Origin of the sequence: Actinoplanes sp. NPDC051343 (assembly GCF_044455125.1) — a bacterium.
Lineage (GTDB): Bacteria > Actinomycetota > Actinomycetes > Mycobacteriales > Micromonosporaceae > Actinoplanes.
Window position 1 is genome coordinate 438,441 of the sequence record NZ_JBITEL010000001.1, and the last position, 23,257, is coordinate 461,697.

Annotated in this window: 21 protein-coding genes; 14 read left to right on the top strand and 7 right to left on the bottom strand. The window is 69.1% G+C overall.

Annotated elements, in window-relative coordinates; genetic code table 11:
* The first annotated feature begins 84 nt into the window (after nt 1-84).
* Nucleotides 85-1,683, top strand: coding sequence for a methyl-accepting chemotaxis protein (locus ACIA5C_RS01895; RefSeq protein WP_396050211.1), 1,599 nt, complete (start codon nt 85-87; stop codon nt 1,681-1,683).
* Here ACIA5C_RS01895 and ACIA5C_RS01900 read toward each other — a convergent pair.
* Both ACIA5C_RS01900 and sigJ read right to left on the bottom strand, forming a co-directional pair.
* Entirely contained in the window at nt 1,618-2,715 is a 1,098-nt protein-coding gene (locus ACIA5C_RS01900; RefSeq protein WP_396050213.1) for a glycoside hydrolase family 26 protein, read from the bottom strand. The genes ACIA5C_RS01895 and ACIA5C_RS01900 overlap by 66 nt on opposite strands.
* Nucleotides 2,716-2,883: 168 nt before the next feature.
* Nucleotides 2,884-3,798 carry an RNA polymerase sigma factor SigJ gene (gene sigJ / locus ACIA5C_RS01905; protein ID WP_396050215.1) on the bottom strand — a complete coding sequence of 305 codons (915 nt, stop codon included), beginning with the start codon at nt 3,796-3,798 and terminating at the stop codon, nt 2,884-2,886.
* Nucleotides 3,799-3,938: 140 nt separating this feature from the next.
* On the opposite strand from sigJ, the gene ACIA5C_RS01910 reads away from it, so the two are divergent.
* The 3 genes from ACIA5C_RS01910 to ACIA5C_RS01920 all read left to right on the top strand — a co-directional run bounded on the left by ACIA5C_RS01910 (nt 3,939) and on the right by ACIA5C_RS01920 (nt 6,818).
* Nucleotides 3,939-4,397 (top strand): nuclear transport factor 2 family protein, encoded by a 459-nt coding sequence (locus ACIA5C_RS01910; RefSeq protein WP_396050217.1) that lies wholly within the window; start codon nt 3,939-3,941, stop codon nt 4,395-4,397.
* On the top strand, nt 4,394-5,674 hold the full coding sequence (locus ACIA5C_RS01915) for a carboxylesterase family protein (protein WP_396050218.1): 1,281 nt from the start codon (nt 4,394-4,396) through the stop codon (nt 5,672-5,674). The genes ACIA5C_RS01910 and ACIA5C_RS01915 overlap by 4 nt, the downstream gene beginning before the upstream one ends.
* A 157-nt stretch (nt 5,675-5,831) precedes the next feature.
* Nucleotides 5,832-6,818 (top strand): phosphotransferase, encoded by a 987-nt coding sequence (locus tag ACIA5C_RS01920; RefSeq protein WP_396050219.1) that lies wholly within the window; start codon nt 5,832-5,834, stop codon nt 6,816-6,818.
* Nucleotides 6,819-6,962: 144 nt separating this feature from the next.
* Here ACIA5C_RS01920 and ACIA5C_RS01925 read toward each other — a convergent pair whose 3' ends face one another.
* Nucleotides 6,963-9,422, bottom strand: coding sequence for a phosphoketolase (locus ACIA5C_RS01925; RefSeq protein ID WP_396050220.1), 2,460 nt, complete (start codon nt 9,420-9,422; stop codon nt 6,963-6,965).
* 313 nt (nt 9,423-9,735) lie between these two features.
* On the opposite strand from ACIA5C_RS01925, the gene ACIA5C_RS01930 reads away from it, so the two are divergent.
* On the top strand, nt 9,736-10,461 hold the full coding sequence (locus ACIA5C_RS01930; RefSeq protein ID WP_396050222.1) for a GAF and ANTAR domain-containing protein: 726 nt from the start codon (nt 9,736-9,738) through the stop codon (nt 10,459-10,461).
* Nucleotides 10,462-10,523: 62 nt separating this feature from the next.
* Here the strand turns inward: ACIA5C_RS01930 and ACIA5C_RS01935 are convergent, their stop codons facing one another.
* The gene (locus ACIA5C_RS01935; RefSeq protein ID WP_396050223.1) at nt 10,524-10,868 is read right to left on the bottom strand and encodes an STAS domain-containing protein; all 345 of its coding nucleotides are present in this window, start codon (nt 10,866-10,868) and stop codon (nt 10,524-10,526) included.
* 247 nt (nt 10,869-11,115) lie between these two features.
* On the opposite strand from ACIA5C_RS01935, the gene ACIA5C_RS01940 reads away from it, so the two are divergent.
* The gene (locus ACIA5C_RS01940) at nt 11,116-12,027 is read left to right on the top strand and encodes an ABC transporter substrate-binding protein (RefSeq protein ID WP_396050225.1); all 912 of its coding nucleotides are present in this window, start codon (nt 11,116-11,118) and stop codon (nt 12,025-12,027) included.
* An 83-nt stretch (nt 12,028-12,110) separates the two neighbouring features.
* Nucleotides 12,111-12,566 (top strand): DUF4383 domain-containing protein, encoded by a 456-nt coding sequence (locus ACIA5C_RS01945; RefSeq protein ID WP_396050227.1) that lies wholly within the window; start codon nt 12,111-12,113, stop codon nt 12,564-12,566.
* A 75-nt stretch (nt 12,567-12,641) separates the two neighbouring features.
* On the opposite strand, the gene ACIA5C_RS01950 is transcribed toward ACIA5C_RS01945, so the two are convergent.
* A complete protein-coding gene (locus ACIA5C_RS01950; protein ID WP_396050229.1) occupies nt 12,642-13,364 on the bottom strand; it encodes a hypothetical protein in 723 nt (240 codons plus the stop codon).
* A 53-nt stretch (nt 13,365-13,417) separates the two neighbouring features.
* Entirely contained in the window at nt 13,418-14,320 is a 903-nt protein-coding gene (locus ACIA5C_RS01955) for a YihY/virulence factor BrkB family protein (protein ID WP_396050231.1), read from the bottom strand.
* Nucleotides 14,321-14,492: 172 nt separating this feature from the next.
* On the opposite strand from ACIA5C_RS01955, the gene ACIA5C_RS01960 reads away from it, so the two are divergent.
* From ACIA5C_RS01960 to ACIA5C_RS01970, 3 genes are all read left to right on the top strand, one after another.
* Nucleotides 14,493-15,911 (top strand): sugar porter family MFS transporter, encoded by a 1,419-nt coding sequence (locus ACIA5C_RS01960; protein ID WP_396050233.1) that lies wholly within the window; start codon nt 14,493-14,495, stop codon nt 15,909-15,911.
* An 83-nt stretch (nt 15,912-15,994) separates the two neighbouring features.
* Nucleotides 15,995-16,924: an ATP-binding cassette domain-containing protein gene (locus tag ACIA5C_RS01965; RefSeq protein ID WP_396050235.1), complete on the top strand. Its 930-nt coding sequence runs from the start codon at nt 15,995-15,997 to the stop codon at nt 16,922-16,924.
* Nucleotides 16,921-17,679, top strand: a complete 759-nt coding sequence (locus ACIA5C_RS01970) for an ABC transporter permease (protein ID WP_396050237.1) — start codon at nt 16,921-16,923, stop codon at nt 17,677-17,679. The genes ACIA5C_RS01965 and ACIA5C_RS01970 overlap by 4 nt, the downstream gene beginning before the upstream one ends.
* A 21-nt stretch (nt 17,680-17,700) precedes the next feature.
* On the opposite strand, the gene ACIA5C_RS01975 is transcribed toward ACIA5C_RS01970, so the two are convergent.
* Entirely contained in the window at nt 17,701-18,333 is a 633-nt protein-coding gene (locus ACIA5C_RS01975; protein ID WP_396050240.1) for a TetR/AcrR family transcriptional regulator, read from the bottom strand.
* A 195-nt stretch (nt 18,334-18,528) separates the two neighbouring features.
* Between ACIA5C_RS01975 and ACIA5C_RS01980 the strand changes: the two genes are divergently transcribed.
* The 4 genes from ACIA5C_RS01980 to ACIA5C_RS01995 are packed head-to-tail and all read left to right on the top strand — an operon-like array spanning nt 18,529 to nt 23,253.
* The gene (locus ACIA5C_RS01980) at nt 18,529-19,881 is read left to right on the top strand and encodes an extracellular solute-binding protein (RefSeq protein ID WP_396050242.1); all 1,353 of its coding nucleotides are present in this window, start codon (nt 18,529-18,531) and stop codon (nt 19,879-19,881) included.
* Between the two features lie 15 nt (nt 19,882-19,896).
* Nucleotides 19,897-20,835 (top strand): carbohydrate ABC transporter permease, encoded by a 939-nt coding sequence (locus ACIA5C_RS01985; RefSeq protein ID WP_396050244.1) that lies wholly within the window; start codon nt 19,897-19,899, stop codon nt 20,833-20,835.
* Between the two features lie 2 nt (nt 20,836-20,837).
* Complete coding sequence (locus tag ACIA5C_RS01990; protein WP_396050246.1) at nt 20,838-21,734, top strand: carbohydrate ABC transporter permease; 897 nt, start codon at nt 20,838-20,840, stop codon at nt 21,732-21,734.
* A gap of 13 nt (nt 21,735-21,747) precedes the next feature.
* Nucleotides 21,748-23,253 carry an alpha-N-arabinofuranosidase gene (locus tag ACIA5C_RS01995; RefSeq protein WP_396050248.1) on the top strand — a complete coding sequence of 502 codons (1,506 nt, stop codon included), beginning with the start codon at nt 21,748-21,750 and terminating at the stop codon, nt 23,251-23,253.
* Nucleotides 23,254-23,257: the final 4 nt, after the last annotated feature.

A 23,257-nucleotide genomic window follows, 5' to 3' on the forward strand; every position in this document is an offset into this window, starting at 1 on the left:
AATGCTCAGCAGATCCCAAACCGCGCCGAACGGCAGGGCGGGGCATCTTTCTACGGATGCTGTTCACGATGCCGGGGGAACGAGATGAATCGCCTCAACGACATGCGCGTCGGCACCAAGATTATCTTGGCGGTGGCCGTGGTAGCGGTGGTCGCGCTGGGTACCGCCGGAGTCGCATGGGCGCGCCTGGGGTCCCTGGACGTCCGGGTGCAAAGTCTGAAGGTCAACAACATCACCCGGCTCGACGCGCTGGCCAACCTGCAGAACGGCATGGCGGACATGTATCGCGCGCTGTTCCTCTATCAGGGCACCCAGTCGGCCGCCGAAAAGGCTCAGGACGAGAAGCTCACCAAGGACGGCCAGGCCGCGGTCGACGCGGCCGGCAACCAGTACGTCTCGGCGCCCGACTCGTCGGCTGTCTGGCAGACGCAGACCAAGGCGTTCGGTGGCGCGTGGGCGCAGTACAAGGCGCTGGTCAACTTCCTGCTGTTCCGGGAGGCCCCGCCCGCCGGGATCACGCTGCCCACCACCCAGGCCGACCAGTACGCCCTGTGGGGCAACGCCGAGAACACGATGAACGGCGCCGTCGACAAGCTGATGACTCTGGAGCGCTCCCAGGCCGCACAGAACGCCACCGAAGCGCACAACCAGGCCACCAGCGCCCGCCGGCTGATCATCATCGTGGTGCTGGCCGGGGTGCTTCTCTCCGTCGCGCTCGCGTTGCTGATCGGCCGCGGCATCTCCCGGCGTCTGGCCGGTGTCCGTGACGTGCTCGACGCCGTCGCCGACGGTGATCTGACCGGAGAAGCCGTTGCCACCGGCCGCGACGAGGTCGGCAAGATGGCCGCCGCGGTCAACCGGGCCACCACCTCGATCCGGCACACGGTGGCCGCGCTCGCCGACTCCTCCCGTACGCTCGCCGCGTCCTCTCAGCAGTTGTCGATGTCCGCGGAGGCGATCGCCGGCAACGCCCACGAGACTTCCACCCAGACCGGTCTGCTCGCCGCCGCCTCCGAAGACGTGTCCCGCAGCGTGCAGACCGTTGCCGCGGGCACCGAGGAGATGGGTTCGGCGATCCGCGAGATCTCCCAGTCCGCCAACGACGCCGCGGGTGTCGCCTCGCAGGCGGTCACCGAGGCCGCCGCCACCAACGCGAGCGTCGCCAAGCTCGGCGAATCCTCGGCCGAGATCGGCAACGTGGTCCGGGTCATCACCGCGATCGCCGAACAGACCAACCTGCTCGCCCTCAACGCCACCATCGAGGCGGCCCGCGCCGGCGAGTCCGGCAAGGGCTTCGCCGTGGTGGCCAGCGAGGTCAAGGATCTGGCCCAGGAGACCGCGAAGGCGACCGGCGACATCTCCCAGCGGGTCGAGGCCATCCAGGCGGACACCGACGGCGCCGTGGCCGCGATCGGCCGGATCTCCGCGATCATCGCGCAGATCAACGATTACCAGACGACCATCGCCTCGGCCGTCGAGGAACAGACCGCCACCACCAACGAGATGAGCCGCTCGATCGGCGAAGCCTCCACCGGCTCCACCAGCATCGCCGACAACGTGGCCAGCGTCGCCAACGCGGCTCGCACCACGACCGCCACCGTTGCCGATACGCAGCGCTCAGCCCAGGAGCTGGCCCGGATGTCGGCCGAACTGGAGTCCGTCGTGGCCCGCTTCCGGGTCTGAACGGGCCAGAGTCCGGCCGCTCCCGGCAGCTGAGCGGGCATAGTCCGCGGCGACGCGGGCCAGTTCGTGACCGCGCCCGCTCATGTACCGCTGCCGTGCCCAGCCGGTGAAGGCGGCGAGCGCGGCCGGTGACGAGCCCGGCGACCAGGCTTCTTCCTTGGTCAGGTCGAAGTAGGTCAGCAGTTTGAGGTCGGGGTAGGCGCCCGAGCGCAGCGTCGCGTCCATGTCCCGGAACCACTGGGCCTTGTCGCCGCCGTCCTCGCTGGACGCGAACTCGCCGAGCATCACCGGCTTGTCCGGCGCGACGGCGCGGGCTTTGGCGTACGCGGTGGCGAAGGTCGCGTCGAAGCTCGCCCAGTGGTCGCCGGTCGGGTCCCACGACGGGCCGAATCCCCAGTTGTAGCCATCGATGCCGACCCAGTCGACGTACTTTTCGCCGGGATAGGCGCCGGCCGGGTCGTTGTAGGCCTCGTCAGGTGACGAGCCGTTGTTGTAGGCCCACACCCATTGGACGTTCCGCGCACCGGCGGCCACGGCGAGGTCATGGACATGCCGGTAGGCCCGTACGTACAGCGAGGGGTCGGCGTCGTTGTTCGCGATGCCCCACGGATACCAATTGCCGTTGAATTCGTGGCCCCACCGGACCAGGATCGGCCGTCGCACGGCGGCGAATTCTCTGGCCCTGCCCCGGATGTAGCCGTCCCACCGGCCGTCGACGATGTCCCGGAGGTGGATCTGCCCGGGGTCGTTCAGGCCGAGGGCGGTGTTCCAGGGCTCCCAGGTGTAGTGCGGCATGATGCCGCGCCGCCACAGCGCCTTGGCCTCGTTCACCGGGAAGGCCAGGCCGCTCGCCCAACTGTCGAACCACATCACGCTGGCGGGGACGACGCCGTACAGGCTCTCGACATCGGCGGCGACGGCGGTCGGATCCTCTTCCCTGAACACGCCCAGATATCTGGTCGGTGACGCGTTCCGGCCGTCGCCCGCCGCGGCCGACGGCGCGTGCGCGTCGGCGGCACCGGCATCGGACATCGCCAGTGTCACAGCGGCCGCCGCCGTGCCTAGAAGTGTTCGCCTCCGCATGCTGCCTCCGAACAGGTCGTGAGAGCGCTCTCTTGCTCGCTGGAGGCCCTTCCGGTCACAAAGTACGACTCATGCCCATCGATGTAAAGAACGCCTTCGGGCAGGCATGCGGACCTTTCACCTTGCGCGAGCGAACCGGGCGCCCCCCGCCCAGAGGTGAAGCTTGTCCGGATTGCGGACGACCCAGATGCGCTGGATCCGGTCGCCGGCGATCTCGAAGGCGTAGACGGCGGCCGTGGCGCCTTCGTCGATCGCCACCAGACCCGGCCGGCCGTTCACCGTGCGCTCGACCAGATTCAGCGTCCCGGCCAGGTCGGCCAGTCCGACCAGGTACCGGGCGACCTCGTCGCCGCCCTCGATCGGGTGCAGGGACGCCAGGGCGAGGCCGCCACCGTCGGCGACGACGGCCGCGCCGGGGTCGAGCAGACCGACCAGGGTGCCGATGTCCTTGGCTTCCCAGGCCTCCTTGAAGTTTCGGACGACATCCGTTCGCCGGCCCACCGGAGTTGGCGCGGGCCGTTCCGTCCGGAGCCGGCGACGCCCGGCTGAGGCAAGTTGGCGGCAGGCAGCCGGCGTACGCCCGACGATCTCCGCGATCTCGGCGAACGGGTACCGGAACACGTCGTGCAGCAGAAAGGTCACCCGCTCGGCCGGGCTCATGGATTCCAGGATGACGAGGAAGGCCATGTCGATCGATTCGTTGAGGGTGATGCGGTCCGCGGGGTCGCCGCCGGCTGCTTCGGCGGGGTCGGGGACCGGTTCGGGTAGCCATTCGCCGACGTACTTCTCCCGCTGTGAGCGCGCCGAGCCGAGCTGGTCGAGACATACCCGGCTGATCACCGTGCTCAGCCAGGCCGGCAGCGACTCGACGGCGTCCTGCTGGGCGGCCGGCATCGCGTACCAGCGGGCGAACGTTTCCTGGACGGCGTCCTCGGCCTCGGTGACAGAGCCGAGGAAGCGGTACGCGAGGTTGAGCAGCCGGCGGCGCTGGCTCATCAACCCGCTCAGCCGCGGGTCGGGGCGGACGTTCATCTGGTCACTCTCCCGGTCGAGGCAGGCGTCGACCGGTCCGACGACGTACGTGGGCGGAATGTGATGTGAGCCGCGGCATCTGACATTTTCGCCGAACCGATCGTCATCCCGCCGAAGGGCAAAATTCAAGGGGGACGACGATGTACCAATTTCACCAGATCGCCGACCGGTTCGAGATCGAGGCGCTGCGCGCCGACTACGCGGATGCGGCGATGACCGGACAGTACGACCGGCTGACCGCACTGTTCACCGACGACGCTGTTTATCGCATCCCGGCCGTCGACGTGCTGCAGACCGGCCGGAAGGAGATCCAAGCGGGCTGCGAACAGCTCGGCGGCCAATGGGAGTACTTCATCCAGACCGTGCATCCGGGCGTCATCCATCTGGACGGCGACGCCGCGACCGGCCGCGGATACGTCAGCGAGCTCGGCCGGATGCGTACCGGCATGTCGATGTACAACTACGGCGTCTTCCACGACCGCTACCGGCGCACAGCGGACGGCTGGAAGTTCGAAGAACGCGTCTTCGAGGTGCAGTACTTCGACGCCACTCCCCTTCCCGGCTCCCCCACTGTGGTGTCGACGGGAGACGGAAAATGAACAGGACGGGCTTGGACCACATCCGGCAGGGACGGCTGCGCGGACGCCGCGGCGACGGCGTCGACGCTTTCCTCGGCATCCCGTACGCGGCTCCGCCGGCACGCTTCCGGCCGCCGGAGCCTCCGCTGCCGTGGGACGGCGTACGCGATGCGACGCGGGTCGGCCCGGCCGCGCCGCAGCCGCGGTCCCGTCTCGCCGAGGTGATCGGCGACCGCGTGCCGGAACAGATCGAGGACTGTCTCAGCCTCAACGTCTGGCGGCCCAGTGAGCCGTCCGCGGAGCCCCGGCCGGTGCTGGTCTTTCTGCACGGCGGCGGTTTCAGCACCGGCTCCGGCGGCCTCGACTGGTACGACGGCGCCCGGCTCGCCCGGCGCGGCGATCTGGTCGTTGTCACGATCAACTACCGGCTGGGGGTGCTGGGATATCTGCCGCTGGAGCAGCCCAACCTCGGCCTTCTGGATCAGATCCAGGCGCTGCGCTGGGTCGAGGAGAACATCGGGGACCTCGGCGGTGATCCGCGTTCGGTGACCGTCGCCGGCCAGTCGGGCGGCGCGATCTCCATCGCCGCGATGATGTCCGGACGGGCGGCTGGCGGGCTCTTCCAGCGCGCCGTCCTGCAGAGCGCGCCGCTCGGTATGCGGCCGCGGACGCCCGGCGAGGCCGGGGTGCTGACCGCCGAGTTCCTTGACGTCCTCGGCGCCGATCCGCACACGGCTCCGGTGAGTGAACTGCTTGCCGCCCAAGGCGAGATGGTTCGCCGGCATCCCGGCGGGATTCCGCCGTTCCACCTGGTCGCGCAGGACGGCATGGTCGCCGGCGACCTGGTCGCCACCGTCGGCGAGAGCGCGGCGGGCAGCGTACGGATCCTGATGGGTTCGACGAACGACGAAGCCGCCGCCTACGGCGCCGGACCTGAAGTCACCGCCCGGCTGTTCCATCGCCCGTTGCGGCGGTTCGCCGACCTGCTCGCGGCCGGCCCCAGCCCGGCCTGGGTCTACCGATTCGGCTGGAGCGCGCCGGGCAATCCGCTCGGTTCCTGCCACGGGCTCGAGTTGCCGTTCGTGTTCGGCAACCTCGCCGCCTGCAAGGACGCCGCCATGCTGGCCGGCGCCGACGAGGCCGTGCTCACCGCGATGGTCGATGTCGTCCAGACCGGGTGGATCGGCTTCGTCCGGGACGGCGATCCGGGCTGGCCGGTGTACGGGCCCGCCGGCCCCGTCGTGGAACTGCTCGACCTGCTCAGCGAGCCCGGAGGTGCCGGATTGATCACGCGGTAGGCACATCCGTGTCGGTGCGCCTGCACGCGCCCGAGCAGCAGGGAACGAACCGAGAACGAGGTCACGCGTCTCTCCCAACCAGGATTCCGTGCGGCTGCCGTTCCCCAGGACCTTCGGCGTCCGCGACATCCGCCGGTCCTGTGATGGGATACCCCGCATGGTCGAATCGCAGGCACCGGTGTTGGAGATGTTGTGGGAGGCGCACGACCCTCGCCAGGCGCTCGACGGCCGGTTCGGCTTCAGCGACGAGGAGTCGGCCGGGCGCTGGGTTGCCGCGATGCTCCACGAGCACTGGGGCGTTCGCATCGGCTCCTGCGAGCGGATCGTGATGAGCGGGGGCAACGCGCTGGCCTGGGTCGGCACGCCGGCCGGCCGGCTGCTCGCGAAGTGGTCGGTGATGCCGGAGCGTTTCCCGCGTCTGGCCGAGACGGCGCGTATCACGAGCTGGCTCCACGACCGGGGGCTGCCGGTTTCAGCGCCGCTTCCGGCGCGGGACGGCCGTCTTCAAGTAGAGGCCGGCCGTGTCTCGATGGGCCTTCAACGCGAGATCGCCGGCGACCTCCTCGACACCGCCGATCTGAACCAGGTGCGGGCGGCCGGAGCCCTGCTCGCTCGTTTGCAGGACGCGCTGGCCGCATATCCGGGCGCTGATCAGATTGCCGCGCTCGCCGGTACGTCGACGCCGCTGACCGCCCGGGTCACCGACTGGCTCGACTCCCGCGCCGGCCATCTGCCGGTGGCGGCTCGCGAAACGCTGCGCGGGCTGGTCGCCGGCGCGCCACCCGACCGGCTTCCGCGCCAGCTCGTCCACCTTGATTTCCGGGCGGCCAACATCTTGTGTGCCCGCGGCGAGGTCGCCGCGATCATCGACTTCGAGGAGGCCCAGCATGACCACCGGCTCGTCGAACTCGCCCGCGCGGCGGTCCTGCTCGGCACCCGCTACCACAACTGGGGGCCGACGCCGGCCGAGGTTCGCGCCGAATTCCTGAACGGCTACCGGTCCGAGCGGCCGCTGACCCCGGCCGAGGCAGACTGGTTGGACATCCTCGTGCTCTGGCAGGCGATGGCGATGGTCCCGTCCGGCGACGACCCGACCGGGTGGGGTCCGTCGGCGCTGAGCCTCAGCCGTTCGGTGGGCGCCTGAAGCCGACCCGTAAGCCCGACCCGTCGCGCTCGTCGAGTCGTGGAGCGAGCTGGCGGCGATGGTTCTCGAGACGGTGTCCGCCGGCTTCGAGTGGGGGCATGACCAGCCGGCTTTCGCTAGATCCGCAACCGATGCGAGGAAAGGTCACGCCGGCCAGGTCCAGTTCGCCACTTCCGGCAGGTCGACGCCGTGTTCGCGCGTCCAGGCACGGGCGGCGAGCCGGGAGTCGACCATGTCCTGTCGCAGACCGGCCGCCCGCGCGCCGAGGCCGGGCACCCGATCGACGACGTCGATGACCAGGTGATAGCGATCGAGATCGTTGAGCATCACCATGTCGAACGGTGTCGTGGTGGTGCCCCTCTCCTTGTATCCGCGGACATGGATTCCGGCGTGGTTCGTGCGCCGGTAGGTGAGGCGGTGGATGAGCCACGGATATCCGTGGAACGCGAAGATCACCGGACGGTCGGTGGTGAACAGGGTGTCGAACTCGCGGTCGGGCAACCCGTGCGGATGTTCGGTCTCGGGTTGCAGACGCATGAGATCCACCACGTTGATCACTCGAACCCGCAGGTCGGGCAGCCGCTCGCGGAGGATCGCCGCGGCGGCGAGCGTCTCCAGGGTGGGCACGTCACCGGCGCAGGCCAGGACGACATCGGGTAGTTCCCCAGGCTGGTCGTTCCCGGCCCACTGCCAGATGCCCAGGCCGCGGGCACAGTGCACGGCCGCGTCGTCGACCGAAAGCCAGTCCGCCTGCGGCTGTTTCCCGGCCACCACGACGTTGACGTAGTGCCGCGAGCGCAGGCAGTGGTCGTACGTCGAGAGCAGGGTGTTGGCGTCCGGCGGGAGATAGATCCGCACGATGCTGGCCTGCTTGTTCAGCACGACGTCGAGAAATCCCGGGTCCTGGTGGGTGAAGCCGTTGTGGTCCTGACGCCACACGTGGGAGGAAAGCAGATAGTTCAGGCTCGCGATGGGTCGTCGCCAGGGCACCGCAGCGCTGGCCTCGAGCCACTTCGCGTGCTGGTTGAACATGGCGTCGACGATGTGGATGAACGCCTCGTAGCAGGTGAAGAGGCCGTGCCGGCCGGTGAGCAGGTAGCCCTCCAGCAGACCCTGGCACATGTGCTCCGACAGCACCTCGACGACCCGGCCGCGGGGGCCCAGCTTCTCATCGAATTCCGCGATCTCGGCCTGCCAGTCCCGCTCGGTGACCTCCAGGATGTCCTGCAGCCGGTTGGAGGCAAGTTCGTCCGGGGCGAAGGTCAGGAAGTTCGTCCGGTTCATGTCGACGACATCGCGCAGCCAGCCGCCGAGCACACGGGTGGCCTCATGGTGCTCACGTCCGGGAGCGGGAACGTCGACGCCGTAGTGGCGCCAGTCCGGCAGCCGAAGATCTTGCAGGACCGTTCCGCCGTTGGCCACCGGGTTCGCGCTCATCCGCCGATCTCCGGGCGGCACCGCGCGCAGCAGTTCTTCCTGCGGACGACCGTCCTCGTCGAACAGCTCTTCGGGCCGGTAGGACCGGAGCCACTGCTCGAGGATCCGGCGGTGGGTGTCATCGGCGCGGGCCTCCGGCAGCGGCACCTGGTGGGCGCGGAAGGTGCCCTCTACCTGCAGGCCGTCGACGATCGGCGGACAGGTCCACCCTTTCGGGGTCCGCAGGATGATCATGGGCCAGCTGGGCCGCGACTGTTCGGCGCCGCTGCGGGCGCTGCGCTGGATGTCCTCGATCCGGCCCAGGCAGGCGTCCAGCGCGGCGGCCATCTGCTGATGGACATCCGCCGGGTCGTCGCCGCTGACCACGTGCGGCGTGTACCCGTAGCCGCGCATCAGCTCCGCCAGCTCCGGCTCCGGGATGCGGGCGAGGATGGTGGGATTGGCGATCTTGTACTGGTTCAGGGCCAGGATCGGTACCACCGCACCGTCCCGCGCGGGGTTGACGAACTTGTTGCCGTGCCAGCTCGTGGCCAATGGACCGGTCTCGGCCTCGCCGTCGCCGATGACGCAGAAGACGGTCAGGCCGGGATCGTCGAGGACCGCACCGTACGCGTGCATCAGCGAGTAACCCAGTTCGCCGCCCTCGTGGAAGGACCCGGGTGTCTCGGGCGCACAGTGGCTCGGCACGCCGCCCGGATAGGAGAACTGCGCGAAGAACGCGGCCATCCCCTCCGCGTCCCGGGGGATATGGCTATAGAGCTCCGAGTACGTACCTTCCAGCCACGCGCAGGCGTTCGGCCCCGGGCCACCGTGGCCCGGGCCCGCGACGAAAACGGCGTTCAACCGGCGCGCCAGGATCTGCCGGTTCGCATGGGCCCACACCAGGTTGAGGCCGGGAACAGTGCCGAAGTGGCCGAGCAGCCGTGGTTTGACATGCTCGGGCAGCAACGGCTCGCGCAGCAAGGGATTGGCGGTCAGATAGATCTGTCCGACAGCCAGGTAGTTCGCCGCGCGCCACCACGCATCCACGCGCTCCAGCTCGTCACGATCCAGCGGACCGGAGGCGTCGCTGAGTACGTACGGGACCGGAGCGACCGATTCCCCACCGCCCGCGCCCTCACTGTCCGCCGACGTGTCTCCACCCATGCTCGCCAGTTGCTGCGTCACGCGACACCTCCACCCGACCCGCCGGCACGTTCCGGCCGGCCATGCGAATGCCACGCGCGAGAAGCTCTAAACGGGTCGTCTGATCCGGCGAGATCGAGTCTCGTCACCTCACGGATGCGCTCGTTGCGGTTCATGCCGGTCTGTGGGGGTATCGGCCGCCACGGGCGGCTCGGTCAGTGGCGGCGCGGCAAATCCCGGCGATTGTCCCGCTCATCCGAGGGTACGCAGGCGGCGCCGAGAAGCCCTATTTGTCCTCAGCTCGAACGAGGCTTTGGCACTGGCCAAGGGCGTACGCCAAGAGAGGTGACCGCAGATGACGCTGCTTGACCCGACCGCCGCATTCGCCGAACTCGGCCATATCAAGCTCGACGAAGCGAACCTTGACCAGGTCTTGTCACGCGTCGCCGACCTGGCCAGGCGCACCTTGCCGGGGGCCTCCGAAGTCTCGGTGACGCTGATCCGCGGTAGCGATGCCCATACCGCGGCATATACCGGGCCCCTCGCATTGACGCTCGATGAATGGCAGTACGACCACGGCCGTGGCCCCTGTCTGGACGCGGCAGCGGCCGCCGCGACCATGTCAGTGCCCGACATGACCAAGGAAACTCGCTGGCGGGACTGGGCGAACCAAGCAGCTGACGCCGGGGCGGGCAGCTCACTGTCGATCGGCCTGCCCGTGCAGGAAAAGGTGACCGGCGCGCTGAACGTTTACAGCGTCGATCCGGAGGCGTTCGACGACGACGCGGTCGCTCTTGCGCAGACGTTCGCCGGATATGTGGCCGTCGCGCTCGCCAACGCGCACCTTTACGACACGACGGCGACTCTGGCCCAGCAGTTGCGGGCAGCGATGGAAAGCCGCGCCATCATAGAACAGGCCAAAGGCATCATCATGGGCGAGCGACGATGCACGGCCGAGGAAGCCTTCTCCCTGCTCCGCAAGGTGTCGCAGGACTCCAACCGCAAGCTCCGGGACGTCGCGACGGCGCTGGTCGCCGAAGCACACGGGCGGTCCACCACCGATGGCGGCAGGTCACACTGAGAAGGTGGCACCAGTGCAATCCGAGATAGCGCACGATCGTTGCGGTGACGACCGGCCGTCGATCAGCGTCGAATCCCCCGCTGCAGGGAAGTGCCGCCGAGGAACTCCGCGAGGCCGGTCAGGTGCAGGACGCGCTCGACGGCACCCCGGGCGTTGATCACTTGGTAGGCGTAGCCCCGCCGCAGGGCGGCGGCACGGCCTTCCAGCAGGCAGCGCAGGCCCACGGCAGCCAGAAAGGTGGTTTCGTCGAGGTCGACGACGATCTCGACGAGCCCGTCCTGATCGGCGGCATCGACGATGAAGTCGGTGAGTATTTCGCTCACGTCCTGATCGATGTCACCACGGACCTTCAACCAGGCGATGCCATCGTCCCCGACGTGCTTGGTGATATCGAACGGCGCCGTCATCGTGCACCCCCGCCCACCTTCCCTGCCGTATCAACCGACAGCGAATCCATCCTCCGGATCGGTGCCTCCGCCGTCTAGTCACCCGGTCGAACTGACGTTAAACACGTGACCATTCCTGGCCAAGGCGCCATTTCGATGACATCAGCTCACCGGCCGGCTGAAGTGTCCATCGAGGCTGACCTATGCGTACTCTGCAGGGGTGATGTTTTCTGTCCGCCACCGCACCCTGACCGTCGCCCTGTCCGTCGTGCTGGTCGCCGGCGCGGCGGCCTGCTCACACAAAGCCGATGACGGCGACGCGGTCACCAGGCTGGACGTCGGCGTCGTGGCCGTCATCGACATCGCCCCGCTCTACCTCGGCATCGAAAAGGGCTTCTTTTCCGCGAGGCATCTTCAGGTGACACCGAAACCGCGCTCGGGCGGCTCGCTGATTGTCGCGGCAGTGGTCTCCGGCAGCCAGCACATCGGCTTCTCGAACAACACCACACTGCTCATCGGCGCTTCCCGGGGACTACCGCTGCGGATCGTCGCGGCCGGCAACCAGGCGGCCGCCGGAGACTACGCCGCGATCTTCGTGCGCCCGGACCGTAAAATTGCCTCGGCCAAGGATCTGGCCGGCAGAACCATCGCCGTCAACAACCTCAACAACGTGGGCCCCCTGACGATCAACGCCGCGTTGCAGGCGAGCGGCGCCGACATAACCCGGGTCAAATTCGTCGAGGTCCCCTTTCCGGAAATGGGCGCCGCGCTGGCACAGGGGCGGGTCGACGCGGCCTGGGCCGTGGAGCCCTTCGCCAGTGCCATCAAGGCGAGCGGCGGTGCGAAGGTGCTCCTGCGACCCTATCCACTCGTCGCGCCGCACTTTCCGGTCGCGTCCTACTTCACCAGCCAATCGTTCGCGGCCTCCGATCCGGACGTCGTGGACCGTTTCCGCCAGGCGATGAACGAGTCCCTGACCTATGCCCAGAACCACCCGGACGAAGTGCGCCGGATCCTGCCGACCTACCTCAGCTTGAAGCCGGAGGTCGCCGCCCGGGTCGTGCTGCCCGAGTGGAGCACCGATGTCGGTGCACCCCTGCTGCGACGCACCGCCGACCTGGCGAAGGAGTACGGCTACCTCAGCACCGAGCCGGACGTGACCCGGTTGATCGGCGGATAAGGGCGGCAAAAATAACGCATTGATCAGGTTAATTGCCGACCTTCGGGGGAAGCCCTCGTGTCCCCTCTGAAGGAGAAGAAACCATGGTCAGCAGAAACCGTGCGACCGACGTAGCAACGACTCGCCGCACCGTACAAAAGGCGGCCCTGGCCGTCGCCGTCGTTTTCCTGCTCGTCGGGATTCTCGGCTTCATTCCCGGCGTCACCACCCACTACAGCACCATGACGTTCGCCGGGCACCACTCCGACGCCAAGCTGCTCGGGTTGTTCCAGGTCTCGGTGCTGCACAACATTGTCCACCTGCTCTTCGGGGTGGCCGGCATCGCGATGGCCCGGACCGCTTCCGCCGCCCGGCTGTACCTCATCGGTGGCGGCGCGATCTACCTGGTGTTGTGGCTGTACGGATTGGTGGTCGGTCAGGACAGTACGGCCAACTTCGTGCCGTTGAACTCGGCGGACGACTGGCTGCACCTGGTGCTGGGGCTCGGCATGATCGCCCTCGGCCTGTTGACCACGCGGCGCACCGCCGACCGGGTCTGATGCGCGGCCGGGTCCGGCCGCCACAGCCGGACCCGGCCGGTCAGGCACCGCTGCCGGGGCGCCGAACTCGAACCGTCAGATGATGACCTGGCTGACCAGCCTGGCCGCGACCTCGGCCAGTCCGGTTCCGGCTTCGCTGGCCCGGAGGCACAGGGTGAGATACGCGTCGTCGGCACCGCAGCGGAATTCGAGCCGGATCAGCTCGATGGCGAGCCGGATGGTCGCGCGGATGTTGAGAGCCTCGGCGTAGCCGCTTACCAGCTCGCGGGCACCGGCGTCCAAGGCGGCCGGATGGGCGGACTGGTCGTGTACCTCGCAAATGCCGGCAATCAGGGGTGCCATCGCGGCGCGATCGTGGCCATAGACGTTGAGCGCGGCCACGGCATCGCCCCGCCCGGCGTACAGCGGCACGGAGACCGAGGCGTGCAGGCCCATCCGCGGCGCTGCCTCGTGGAAGCCGGGCCACTGTACGGTCGCGGCGATGTCCGGTACCCCGACCGGCATGCCGGCGTTGACGGAGTCGACACAAGGGCCGGCGTTCTCGGCGTACTGAACCTCATCTATTTCTTTGATCAGGTCGTCGCTCACCGCGACCGTGGTGTAGGCCCGGCCCCGCAAGGCGGTGACCGATGCGTGGGTCGCCGCGGCGACGCGCGCGACGGTGAGTTGGGGGATCCGCAGCAGCAGGGCCTCAGCGAGCGGCGAGTGCTCCGGGGTGCCGGCCAGGGCGACCATGGCGGCCGCCAGCGGGCCGCGAGCCGGCGAGGGTGAACCGCCGGCGGCCGGGAGCGATGCCATGGTGTCCTCCAGGACGATCGGACGAACTGCGCGCGTACCCGTCCGGGGCCGGATCATTCCGCCGAACTTGGGTCCTCTTCCTCCGCTGCGAGGTCGGCCGGGTGACCGGCGGTGCTGGTCGCGGTCAGGGCGGCGGCGAACAGGACCATCTGGTTGACCGCGTTGAGGAAGACCAGCAGCCCGACCGAGCCGGCCACGAGGTGGTACGTGGGGTTCGCCTCCGTGCGCTGCACGTACCACCGGCCGAGGGTCTTGAGCAGTTCCAGGCCGACCGCGACCAGCAGCGCCGGTCCCAGCAGCCGGCGGAGCGGCATCCGTACGCGCGGCAATCCCGTGAGCATGGCCCCGGCCAGCACGGTGTTCACCCCGATGCCCAGCACGAGCCCGACCGTGGCCAGCAGCCACCGCGACGGGGTGGCACCGGTGTCCGCGGCGTCGACCATCCGGTTCGCGGCACTGGTGGTCACGTAGGCCACCGAGAGCGAGGCGGCCAGCAGGATCCCCAGCCCGGTGAGCACGAGGAGGTCGACGAGCACGCGGACGACCAGCTTGCCCGGGTACTCGGGCAGCCGCCAGATCCTGCGAATGGACGAGCGCAGCACGTCGACCCAGAACCATCCGCTGACCGGCAGGCCGATGAACGCGATGACGCCGACGGTGTCCCGGGCGTCGCGCAACGCCTGCACGTCGATGTGGGGCAGGTTCTCCGCGGTGTAACGCTCCACCGAACGCAGCACCGCAGGGTCGTCGAGGACGAAACCGAAAGCGGCGATGCCCAGCAGACCGAGCGAGAACGTGGCGAAGAAGGAGTAATAGGTCACCGCGGCGGCGAGCCGGCCACCGTCGGCCTCGTCGTACCGTAGGCCGGCCCGGATCAGATGATCGAACCAACCGGCCCGGCGGCGCAGTCGCCGCCAGATCACCGCCACCGACCGTACGAACTGCCGTCCCGTCACGCGGGCCCGAATACCCCGGCAACCGTCCCGTTACGCCGGCCGCTTGCCGGCACCGCTCCAGCCTGGACCGGGTACGCAGCCGGCCCTCCCGATGACCGCTTAGGCATCGAGACTTCGGGTACACGCCGGAGCGCCTGCCGTGGGGCAGACGAAAACTGCGCAGGGGGTCACGATGAGCCAGACCAGACAGGGCCGGCCCGCAACGGGTGCGTCGGCGAGAAGCGATCGGCTCACGGGCTCGGTGATCGTGGTCGCCCTCGTCTCTGCCGTCTCCGGTCTGCTGTACGGGTACGACACCGGGATCATCTCCGGCGCTCTGCTGCAGATCGGCAAGGATTTCGACATCGGCCATATCTGGGAACAGGTGATCGCGGCGTCGATCCTGGTGGGCGCCGTCATCGGCGCCCTCACCTGCAGCCGGCTGGCCGAGCGCCGCGGGCGGCACGGCACCCTGCTGCTCATCGGCATCGTCTTCGTCGTCGGGTCGCTCGCGGCGTCGCTGTCGCCCGATCCGATCACCCTGTCGCTCAGCCGCCTGGTGCTGGGCTTCGCTGTCGGCGGCGCCACACAAACCGCCCCGGTGTACGTCGCCGAGCTGGCGCCGACCGCCTACCGCGGGCGACTGGTGCTCTTCTTCCAGATCGCGATCGGCGTCGGCATCGTCATCGCGACGATCATCGGCGCGGCCGAGATCATCGACTGGCGCGTCGCGATCGGCATGGCCGCCGTACCGGCCGCGATCATGTTCGCCCTGATGCTGAAGCTTCCCGAGAGCCCCCGCTGGCTCGCCCGCGAAGGCCACCTCGACCGCGCCCGGCAGGCGCTGACTCGGGTGCGGCCCGCCGACAGCGACCTGTCCGATGAGATCAACGAGATTCAGGAGAACGTGCGGGCCGAGCGGCGGGCCAGCACCCGCGGCTGGGCCGGGCTCAAAGCGGCGTGGGTACGGCCGGCGCTCGTGGTCGGCTGCGGGCTGGCGATCTTCACCCAGCTGTCCGGCATCGAAATGATCGTCTACTACACACCCACCATCCTCACCGACAACGGTTTCTCGGACTCCACCGCGCTGCGCGTGTCCGTTGCCCTCGGCTTGACCTACCTCTTCGCGCAACTCATCGGCCTGGCCATCATCGACCGCGTGGGACGACGGCGACTGACTCTGCTGACGCTGCCGTGCTCGGCGGCCGCGCTCGTCGTGCTCGGCTCCTTCTTCGTGACCGGCAACGACGGCAAGTCGATGATCCCGTGGATCATCGTCACGCTTGTCGCGTTCATGGCGTTCACCGCCGGCGGGATCCAGCTCATGGGCTGGCTGACCGGGTCGGAGATCTACCCGCTCGCCACCCGGGCGGCGGGCGCCGCGGCGCAGTCGGCGTCGCTGTGGGCGACCAACGTGCTCATCACGCTGACGCTGCTGAGCACGATGAAGGCGATCGGCACCGGGCAGACCTTCTGGATGTACGCGGCGTTCAACGTCATCGCGTTCGCCTTCCTGTACCGCAAGATGCCCGAGCTGACCGGCCGCAGCCTCGAACAGATCGAGGAGCACCTGGAACAGGGGAAGTTCAAGCCGGCGGACTTCGCGGCCTAGACAGTCGTCCCGTTCTCCCTTCTCAGCTGTATATCAGCATCATGAAGCACACTGGCTAGTGTGCTTTTGAGAGGGGATCACACATGTCCATAGCCGGAGCGGTCGGCATTCGCGCGCGGGGCCTCACCAAGAACTACGGCGATCACGTGGCGGTGAAGGATCTGTCCTTCACCGCCAGGCCGGGGGTGATCACCGGGTTTCTGGGGCCCAACGGGGCCGGCAAGAGCACGACGATGCGCATGCTTCTGGGCCTGACCACACCCACGAGCGGGGACATCACCATCGGCGGCCGGCCGCTGGCCGAACTCGACGATCCACCGCGTACGGTCGGCGCGCTCCTGGACGCCCGCGCCACCCACCCGCAACGCACGGCGTTCCATCACCTTCTCGCCTTCGCGCAGACCATGGGCCTGGGCCGCGGGCGGGTCGACGAGGTGCTCGGACTGGTCGGACTCTCGGCGGCGGCCGGCCGCCGGACCGGCGAATTCTCGCTCGGCATGAAGCAGCGGCTGGGCATCGCGACGGCCCTGCTCGGCGACCCGGGCGTGCTGGTGCTCGACGAGCCGCTCAACGGCCTGGACCCGGAGGGCATCCGCTGGGCCCGTACCTTCCTGCGCACCCTGGCGCGAGAGGGGCGGACCATCCTGTTCTCCAGCCACCTGATGTCGGAGATGGAACTCACCGCGGACAACCTCGTCGTCGTCGGGCAGGGCCGGCTGATCGCCGAAGCAACCCTCGACGAGTTCGTCCGGGCCAACACCACCCAGACCGTCACCGTCCGCGCCGCGGCGACGGATCAGCTCGCGCACGCGCTGAGCCGGGCCGGGGTCCGTTTCATCGTCGAACCCGACTCCGCCCTGACCGTCACCGGAACCGACACCTCGACGGTCGGCAAGATCGCCGCGTCGGAGGGTATCGCCCTCGACGAACTGGCACGCATCCGCGAGTCGCTGGAAGACGTCTTCCTCCGGCTGACCCACGACGTCACCGAGTACGAAGGGCGCGCGGCATGAACCTCGTCCGTTCCGAGTGGACCAAGCTTCGCAGCGTCCGCAGCACCTGGATCGCGGCCCTGAGCGCGGTGGCCGCCGGCGTGGCGCTGAGCGTTCTCGGCGCATCCGACATGCTCGGCGCATCGGCATCCGACCTGCCCGGCGACTGGGACCCGACCGCGCAGAGCCTGAAGGGCTTCCTGTTCGCGCAGCTCGTCATCGGCATGCTGGGAGCGCTCAGCGTCACGCCCGAGTACAGCACCGGGCTGATCGGCTCCAGCCTGGTCTTCGTACCGTCCCGTTCCCGGCTGCTCGCCGCCAAGGCCACCGTGGTCGCCGGCCTCGCCCTGGCCGTCAGCCTCCTCACGACCGTGCTGAGCTTCACCGTCGTGCAGCTCATGGTCCGAAGCGCCGATCTTCCGGCCGCCGGCCTCGGTGACCCCGGCGTCGTCCGCGCCCTGGCCGGAGGCACCCTCTATCTGACCCTGGTCGGGCTCCTCGGCCTCGCGGTCGGCTCCCTCGTCCGGTCCGCCACGAGCAGCCTCGCCGTGCTGGTCGGGGCCCTTCTGCTCGTACCGGCTCTCGGTCCCGGCCTGCCCGGCGCCCTGGGTGACTGGTTCGGCCGGTTCTGGCCGATCACCGCCGGTCAGGCGGCCTACACGGTCGTCCATGTCGACGGGAGGACCGCGCCCGGAGCCGGGCTCCTGATCCTGGCCGTCGCCGCCGCCGGGATCACCCTCGCCGCCCACCTGGTGTTCCGCCGACGCGACGTCTAGCGCACAGGGTTCCGCGAGGCGTCAACGGTAGGCGCGGAGGAAGGCGTCCACCCCGTCGGTGATGATGGTGCCCAGATCCGGCGGCTGGGCGCCCTCCGACCGGTTCATGACCGCATCGAGCGCCAGACTGAGCGTCAGGGCGGTGAAGTGCCGTGCCGCGAGGGCGGGGTCGGGGGCGCGGATCGCGTCCTCGGCCGCCAGCCCGGCGAACCGCTCCTCGAGCATCCTCTCCGGACGGTCACTCACCGCCCCGGGCAGGCGGGGCACCGACTGCCGCTGCGAGATCAACCGGCGGAAGGCCAGATATTCCGACGAGGCGAACGCCCGGTCGACGATGCGGTGACCGAAGGCGGTCAAGGCTTCCCGTACGTCCCGGCCCGGAACCAGCTCCTCGTCGATCGCCGCCCGGATGGTGGTCACGAGCGTCTCGTTCACCCGCTCGAGCACGCGCAGGAAGATCGTCTCCTTGTCGCCGTAGTGGTCGTAGACCGTCCGCTTCGACACCCCGGCGCGCGCGGCGATCGCGTCCACACTCGTACGCTCGTAGCTCTCGGAGATGAACAGCGCCTCCGCCGCGTCCAGAATCGCGGCCCTCTTGCCCTCGGACCGCCGCCGGCGCCCCGGCGTCTGCACCTGCGCGATGGCTCTTGGCACGCGGGCCAGCGTACGCCCGGCCGTTCCGCCGCACCGGTTTTCGCAAACTGCAACAGGCCGATCTGTTCTTGCGAAAGCCGATCTGTTGACCGGCCTCGCGGCCCGGCGGCAGGCTCGGAATCGCACCCCGGAAGCCTCTCTGCCAGCGCGGATGCCGGGGGTCGGCGGCTTGCGTGCCCACCGGAGGGACATGACATGGACGTGCCGAACATGCCTCGTGCCGGGCTGAGCCGCCGAGGTCTGCTGCGCGGTTTCACGGCCGCCGCCGGTCTGGGCGCCGCGGGTGCGCTGGCGGGCTGCTCGACGGTGCTGGGCGGGTTGAGCACCTCCCCGGAGGCGGCCGGTTCGCTCGACTACTGGAACCTGTTCGGCGGCGGCGACGGCGTCCGGATGCAGCAGATGCTCGACACCTATCAACGGAACCACTCGGCGGTGGACCTCAGCGCGGTCACCCTCGCCTGGGGCAACCCGTACTACACCAAGCTGTCGCTGGCGACGATCGGCGACAAGCCGCCGGAGGTGGCGATCTCCCACCTCACCCGGATGAAGAACCTGGTGCAGGCCGGTCTGCTGCAGGAGCTCGACCCGGCCGTGCTGGCCCGGCACGGTCTCGCCCCCGACCGGTTCACCACGCGCGCGTGGCAGGCCGGGCTGGTGGACGGGCGGATCTACTGCATCCCTCTGGACACCCACCCGTTCGTCATGTTCTACAACACCGACGTCTGCAAGAAGGCCGGCCTGCTCGACGCCGACGGCAAGCTCGCCCCGCTGAACAGCCCGGAGGCCTTCACCGACGCCATGCGCCGGGCCAAGAAGGTGACCGGGGCGTACGGCGGGGTGGTCGCGTTCATCAGCGAGACCGCCACCCCGTGGCGGATCTTCCAGTCGCTCTACGCACAGCTCGGAGGCCAGGTGATTGCCGACCGGGGGCGGCAGGTGATCATCGACGACGCCAAGGCGACCGAGGTGCTGACCTTCATGCGCAGCCTGACCAGCAGCGGCCTCTTCCCGGCGGCGGCGGACTACCAGGGTTCGATCGCGATGTTCGCCAACGGCCAGGCGGGGTTCTACTTCCAGGGCGAGTGGGAGATCTCGACGTTCCAGACCGCGAAGATGCCGTTCTCGATGACGCTCTTCCCGCACGTCTACGCCGAGGGCCCGTACGCCTGTCAGGCCGACTCGCACACGTTCGTGCTCCCCCGGCAACCGAACGACGATCCCGCCCGCCTCGACCGGTCGCTCGAGTTCGTCACGGCCATGCTGGGCCAGAGCAACATCTGGGCGCAGGGCGGCCACGTGCCGGCCTGGCGGCCGTTCCGGGACAGCGCCGAGTACCGGCAGATGACGCCCCAGTCCAACTACGCCTCCGCCGCCGACTCCGCCGCGTACGACGCCGAGGCCTGGTACTCGGGTTCCGGCTCCAACTTCGAGATCGTCACCGGCTCCGTCATCGGCGCCGTCCTGGCCGGTCAGGTGGCGCCGGCCGCCGCGGTGCGGCAGATGCGCTCCACCCTGGGCAACCTGGCTCGCACCCCGTCACCGATCTGACGACCGGAGGTCATCGTGTCCACCGAGACCGTCACACCCCGCGCCCGGCCGGCCGACGCACCACGCCCGGCCTCGCCGCCGGCCCGCGGGCAGGGAGGCCCGGCGACGGGCTTCCTGGCCCCGTTCGCCGTGCTCTACCTGGCCTTCATCATCGGACCGGCCGTGTACGGCCTGATCATGAGCTTCTTCGACTCCAGCCTCGTGCGGCCCGGACTCGGCCACTTCGCCGGATTCGGCAATTACGCGGAGGCGTTGCAGGACCGGGACTTCTGGTCGTCGCTGTGGCACACCCTGTGGTTCACCATTCTGACCACGCCGCCACTGATCGTGCTGGCGTTCGTGTTCGCCCTGCTCGCCGACCGGGTGGGCCGCGGGCGCTGGTTCTTCCGGCTGGCGTTCTTCGCGCCGTACATCCTGCCGTCCGCCGTGATCGCGCTGATCTGGATGTTCATCTACACGCCGGGGCTGGGCCTGGCCGAGGCAGCCCTGACGAAGATCGGCATCACCGCGCCGGCCTGGCTCGGCGACCCGAACTGGGCGATGCCCTCGCTGGCGATCACCACGGTCTGGTGGACGCTGGGCTTCAACTTCATCCTCTATCTGGCCGGGCTCCAGGAGATCCCGCGTGATCTCTACGAGGCGTCCGCGATCGACGGCGCCACGCCGTGGCAGCAGATCCGGCGGATCACCATCCCGATGCTCGGGCGTACCACCACGCTGGTGGCGGTCCTGCAGGTGATCGCGTCGCTGAAGGTCTTCGACCAGATGTACATCATGACCTCCGGCGGTCCCAACTTCGCCACCCGCTCGATTCTGGAATACGTCTACGACCAGGGCTTCACCAACTTCCGGCTGGGCTACGCGGCCGCCGTCTCGATGTTGTTCTTCATCGTCGTGCTCGCGATCTCGGCCATCTGGTTCTCGATCGTCCGCCGCCAGGAGAAGGAGGTCTGACCGTGTCCAATCCGACCCTCACGGCGCCCGACACGTACCGGGCCGGCACCGGCGCCGCCGGCGTCACGCAGGCGTCGATCGACCGGCGGCACCGGCTGTTCAACCGCATCTGCCTCGGCGTGCTGATCGCCTTCGCCCTGCTGTGGCTGGTGCCGCTGGCGTGGGCGGTCGACACCGGCCTCAAACCCAACGCCGAGACCACCCGCACCACCTGGTTGATCCACAATGTGACCCTGGGCGCCTTCGACCGGGTGCTGAACGGCACCGCGATCCTCAACTGGTTCGGGGCCAGCCTGATCATCGCGACGCTGACCGCGCTGGGCACCGTGGTGACGGCCAGTCTCGCCGCCTTCGCGTTGTCCCGGCTGCGGTTCCGCTACCGCACCGCGGTGTTCTGGGCCATCCTGGCCGGCATCATGATCCCGAGCCAGGTGCTGATCGTGCCGCAGTTCCGGGAGATGGACGCGCTGCACCTGCTCAACACCTTCTGGGCGGTCAGCCTGCCGCAGATTCCCACCGCGGTCGCCATCTTCATTTTCCGGCAGTTCTTCAGCGGCCTGCCGCGCGACCTGGAGGAGGCGGCGCGGATCGACGGAGCCGGCTGGTTCCGGATCTATCGCAGGGTGGTGATGCCGCTCGCCCGCCCGGCCGTGGCGGCGGTCGCCATCTTCACCTTCGTCACGTCATGGAACGACCTGCTATGGCCGCTGCTGGTGCTCTCCAACCCGGACCGGATGACCGTGCCGGTCGGCCTGGCCACCGTGCAGGGCTCGTTCGGGATCCGGTACGCCGACACGATGGCCTCGGCCGTGCTCGGCGCGATCCCGCTGATCGCGGTGTTCCTGCTGTTCCAGCGCCACATCGTCGAGGGCATCGCCGGCACCGGTCTCAAAGGCTGAAGGAGGCTCACCCGTGCACTCCGCATCGCTGATCGTCGATCCGGCCTTCCGGGTCGGAGCGGTGGACCCCCGTCTGTACGGCTCCTTCGTCGAACATCTCGGCCGGTGCGTCTACGGCGGCATCTTCGAGCCGGACCACCCGTCGGCCGACGGCGACGGTTTCCGGCCGGACGTCCTGGAACTGGTCCGCGGCCTGCACGTGCCGATCGTCCGCTACCCCGGCGGCAACTTCGTGTCGGCGTACAACTGGGAAGACGGCATCGGCCCGGTGTCCGAACGCCCGGCGCGCCTCGATCTGGCGTGGCGCTCGGTCGAGAGCAACCGGGTCGGCGTCGACGAGTTCCAGCGATGGGCCCGGCAGGCGGGCACCGAGACGATGATGGCGGTCAACCTGGGCACCCGCGGCATCGACGCCGCCCGGGCCCTGGTCGAATACTGCAACCACCCGTCCGGGACGGCCTGGTCGGACCGGCGGCGGGCGAACGGGGCCGCCGACCCGTACGGGATCAAGGTCTGGTGCCTGGGCAACGAGATGGACGGCCCGTGGCAGATCGGCCACAAGACCGCGACCGAGTACGGGCGGCTCGCGGCCGAGGCGGGCAAGGCGATGCGACTGGTCGACCCCGATATCGAGCTGGTCGTCTCGGGCAGCTCGAACAGCCGGATGCCGACCTTCGGCAGCTGGGAGGCGGTCGCCCTGGCCGAGTCGTACGACGTGGTCGACCACATCTCCATGCACAGCTACTACCAGCAGCACGGCGAGGACCGGGACAGCTTCCTGGCCGCCGCCACCGACATGGACCAGTTCATCGAGGCCGTCGTGGCCACCGCCGACCACGTACGGGCGGTGGGCCGGCACCGCAAGCGCCTCACGATCGCCTTCGACGAGTGGAACGTCTGGTACCAGAGCCGTTTCCCGGGCGAGGAGAACCTGCCGGTCGCCGAGGCGCCGCCGCTGCTCGAGGACGTCTATTCGGTCACCGACGCCGTGGTCGCCGGCAACCTCCTGATCAGCCTGCTGCGGCACGCCGACCGGGTCCGGATCGGCTGTCAGGCGCAACTGGTCAACGTCATCGCACCGATCATGACCGCGGCGGGCGGCCCGGCCTGGCGGCAGACGATCTACCACCCGTACGCCCTCACGTCGCGCTACGGGCGTGGCACCGTGCTGCAGGTCGCGGCGCAGTCGCCGGTGCACGAGACCGCGGCGTACGGAGAGGTGCCGTTGCTCGACGCCGTGGCGGTGCTCGACGACGACGAGGGGCTGGCCGTCTTCGCGGTCAACCGCGACCTGCACGAGGAAATGGCCGTCGACGTCGACGTGCGCTCGCTGCCGCACCTGACGACCGGCGAACACGTCGTGGTGACCGACGACGATCCGGACGCGGTCAACGACCGGGAGCACCCGGATCGCGTCGTCCCGCGACGGCACGCCGACCCCAAGCCGGACGGCGGGCGCCTTCAGGTGGTGCTGCCCCCACTGTCCTGGAACATGATCCGCCTCACCGCCGAGCGGTAGGCGA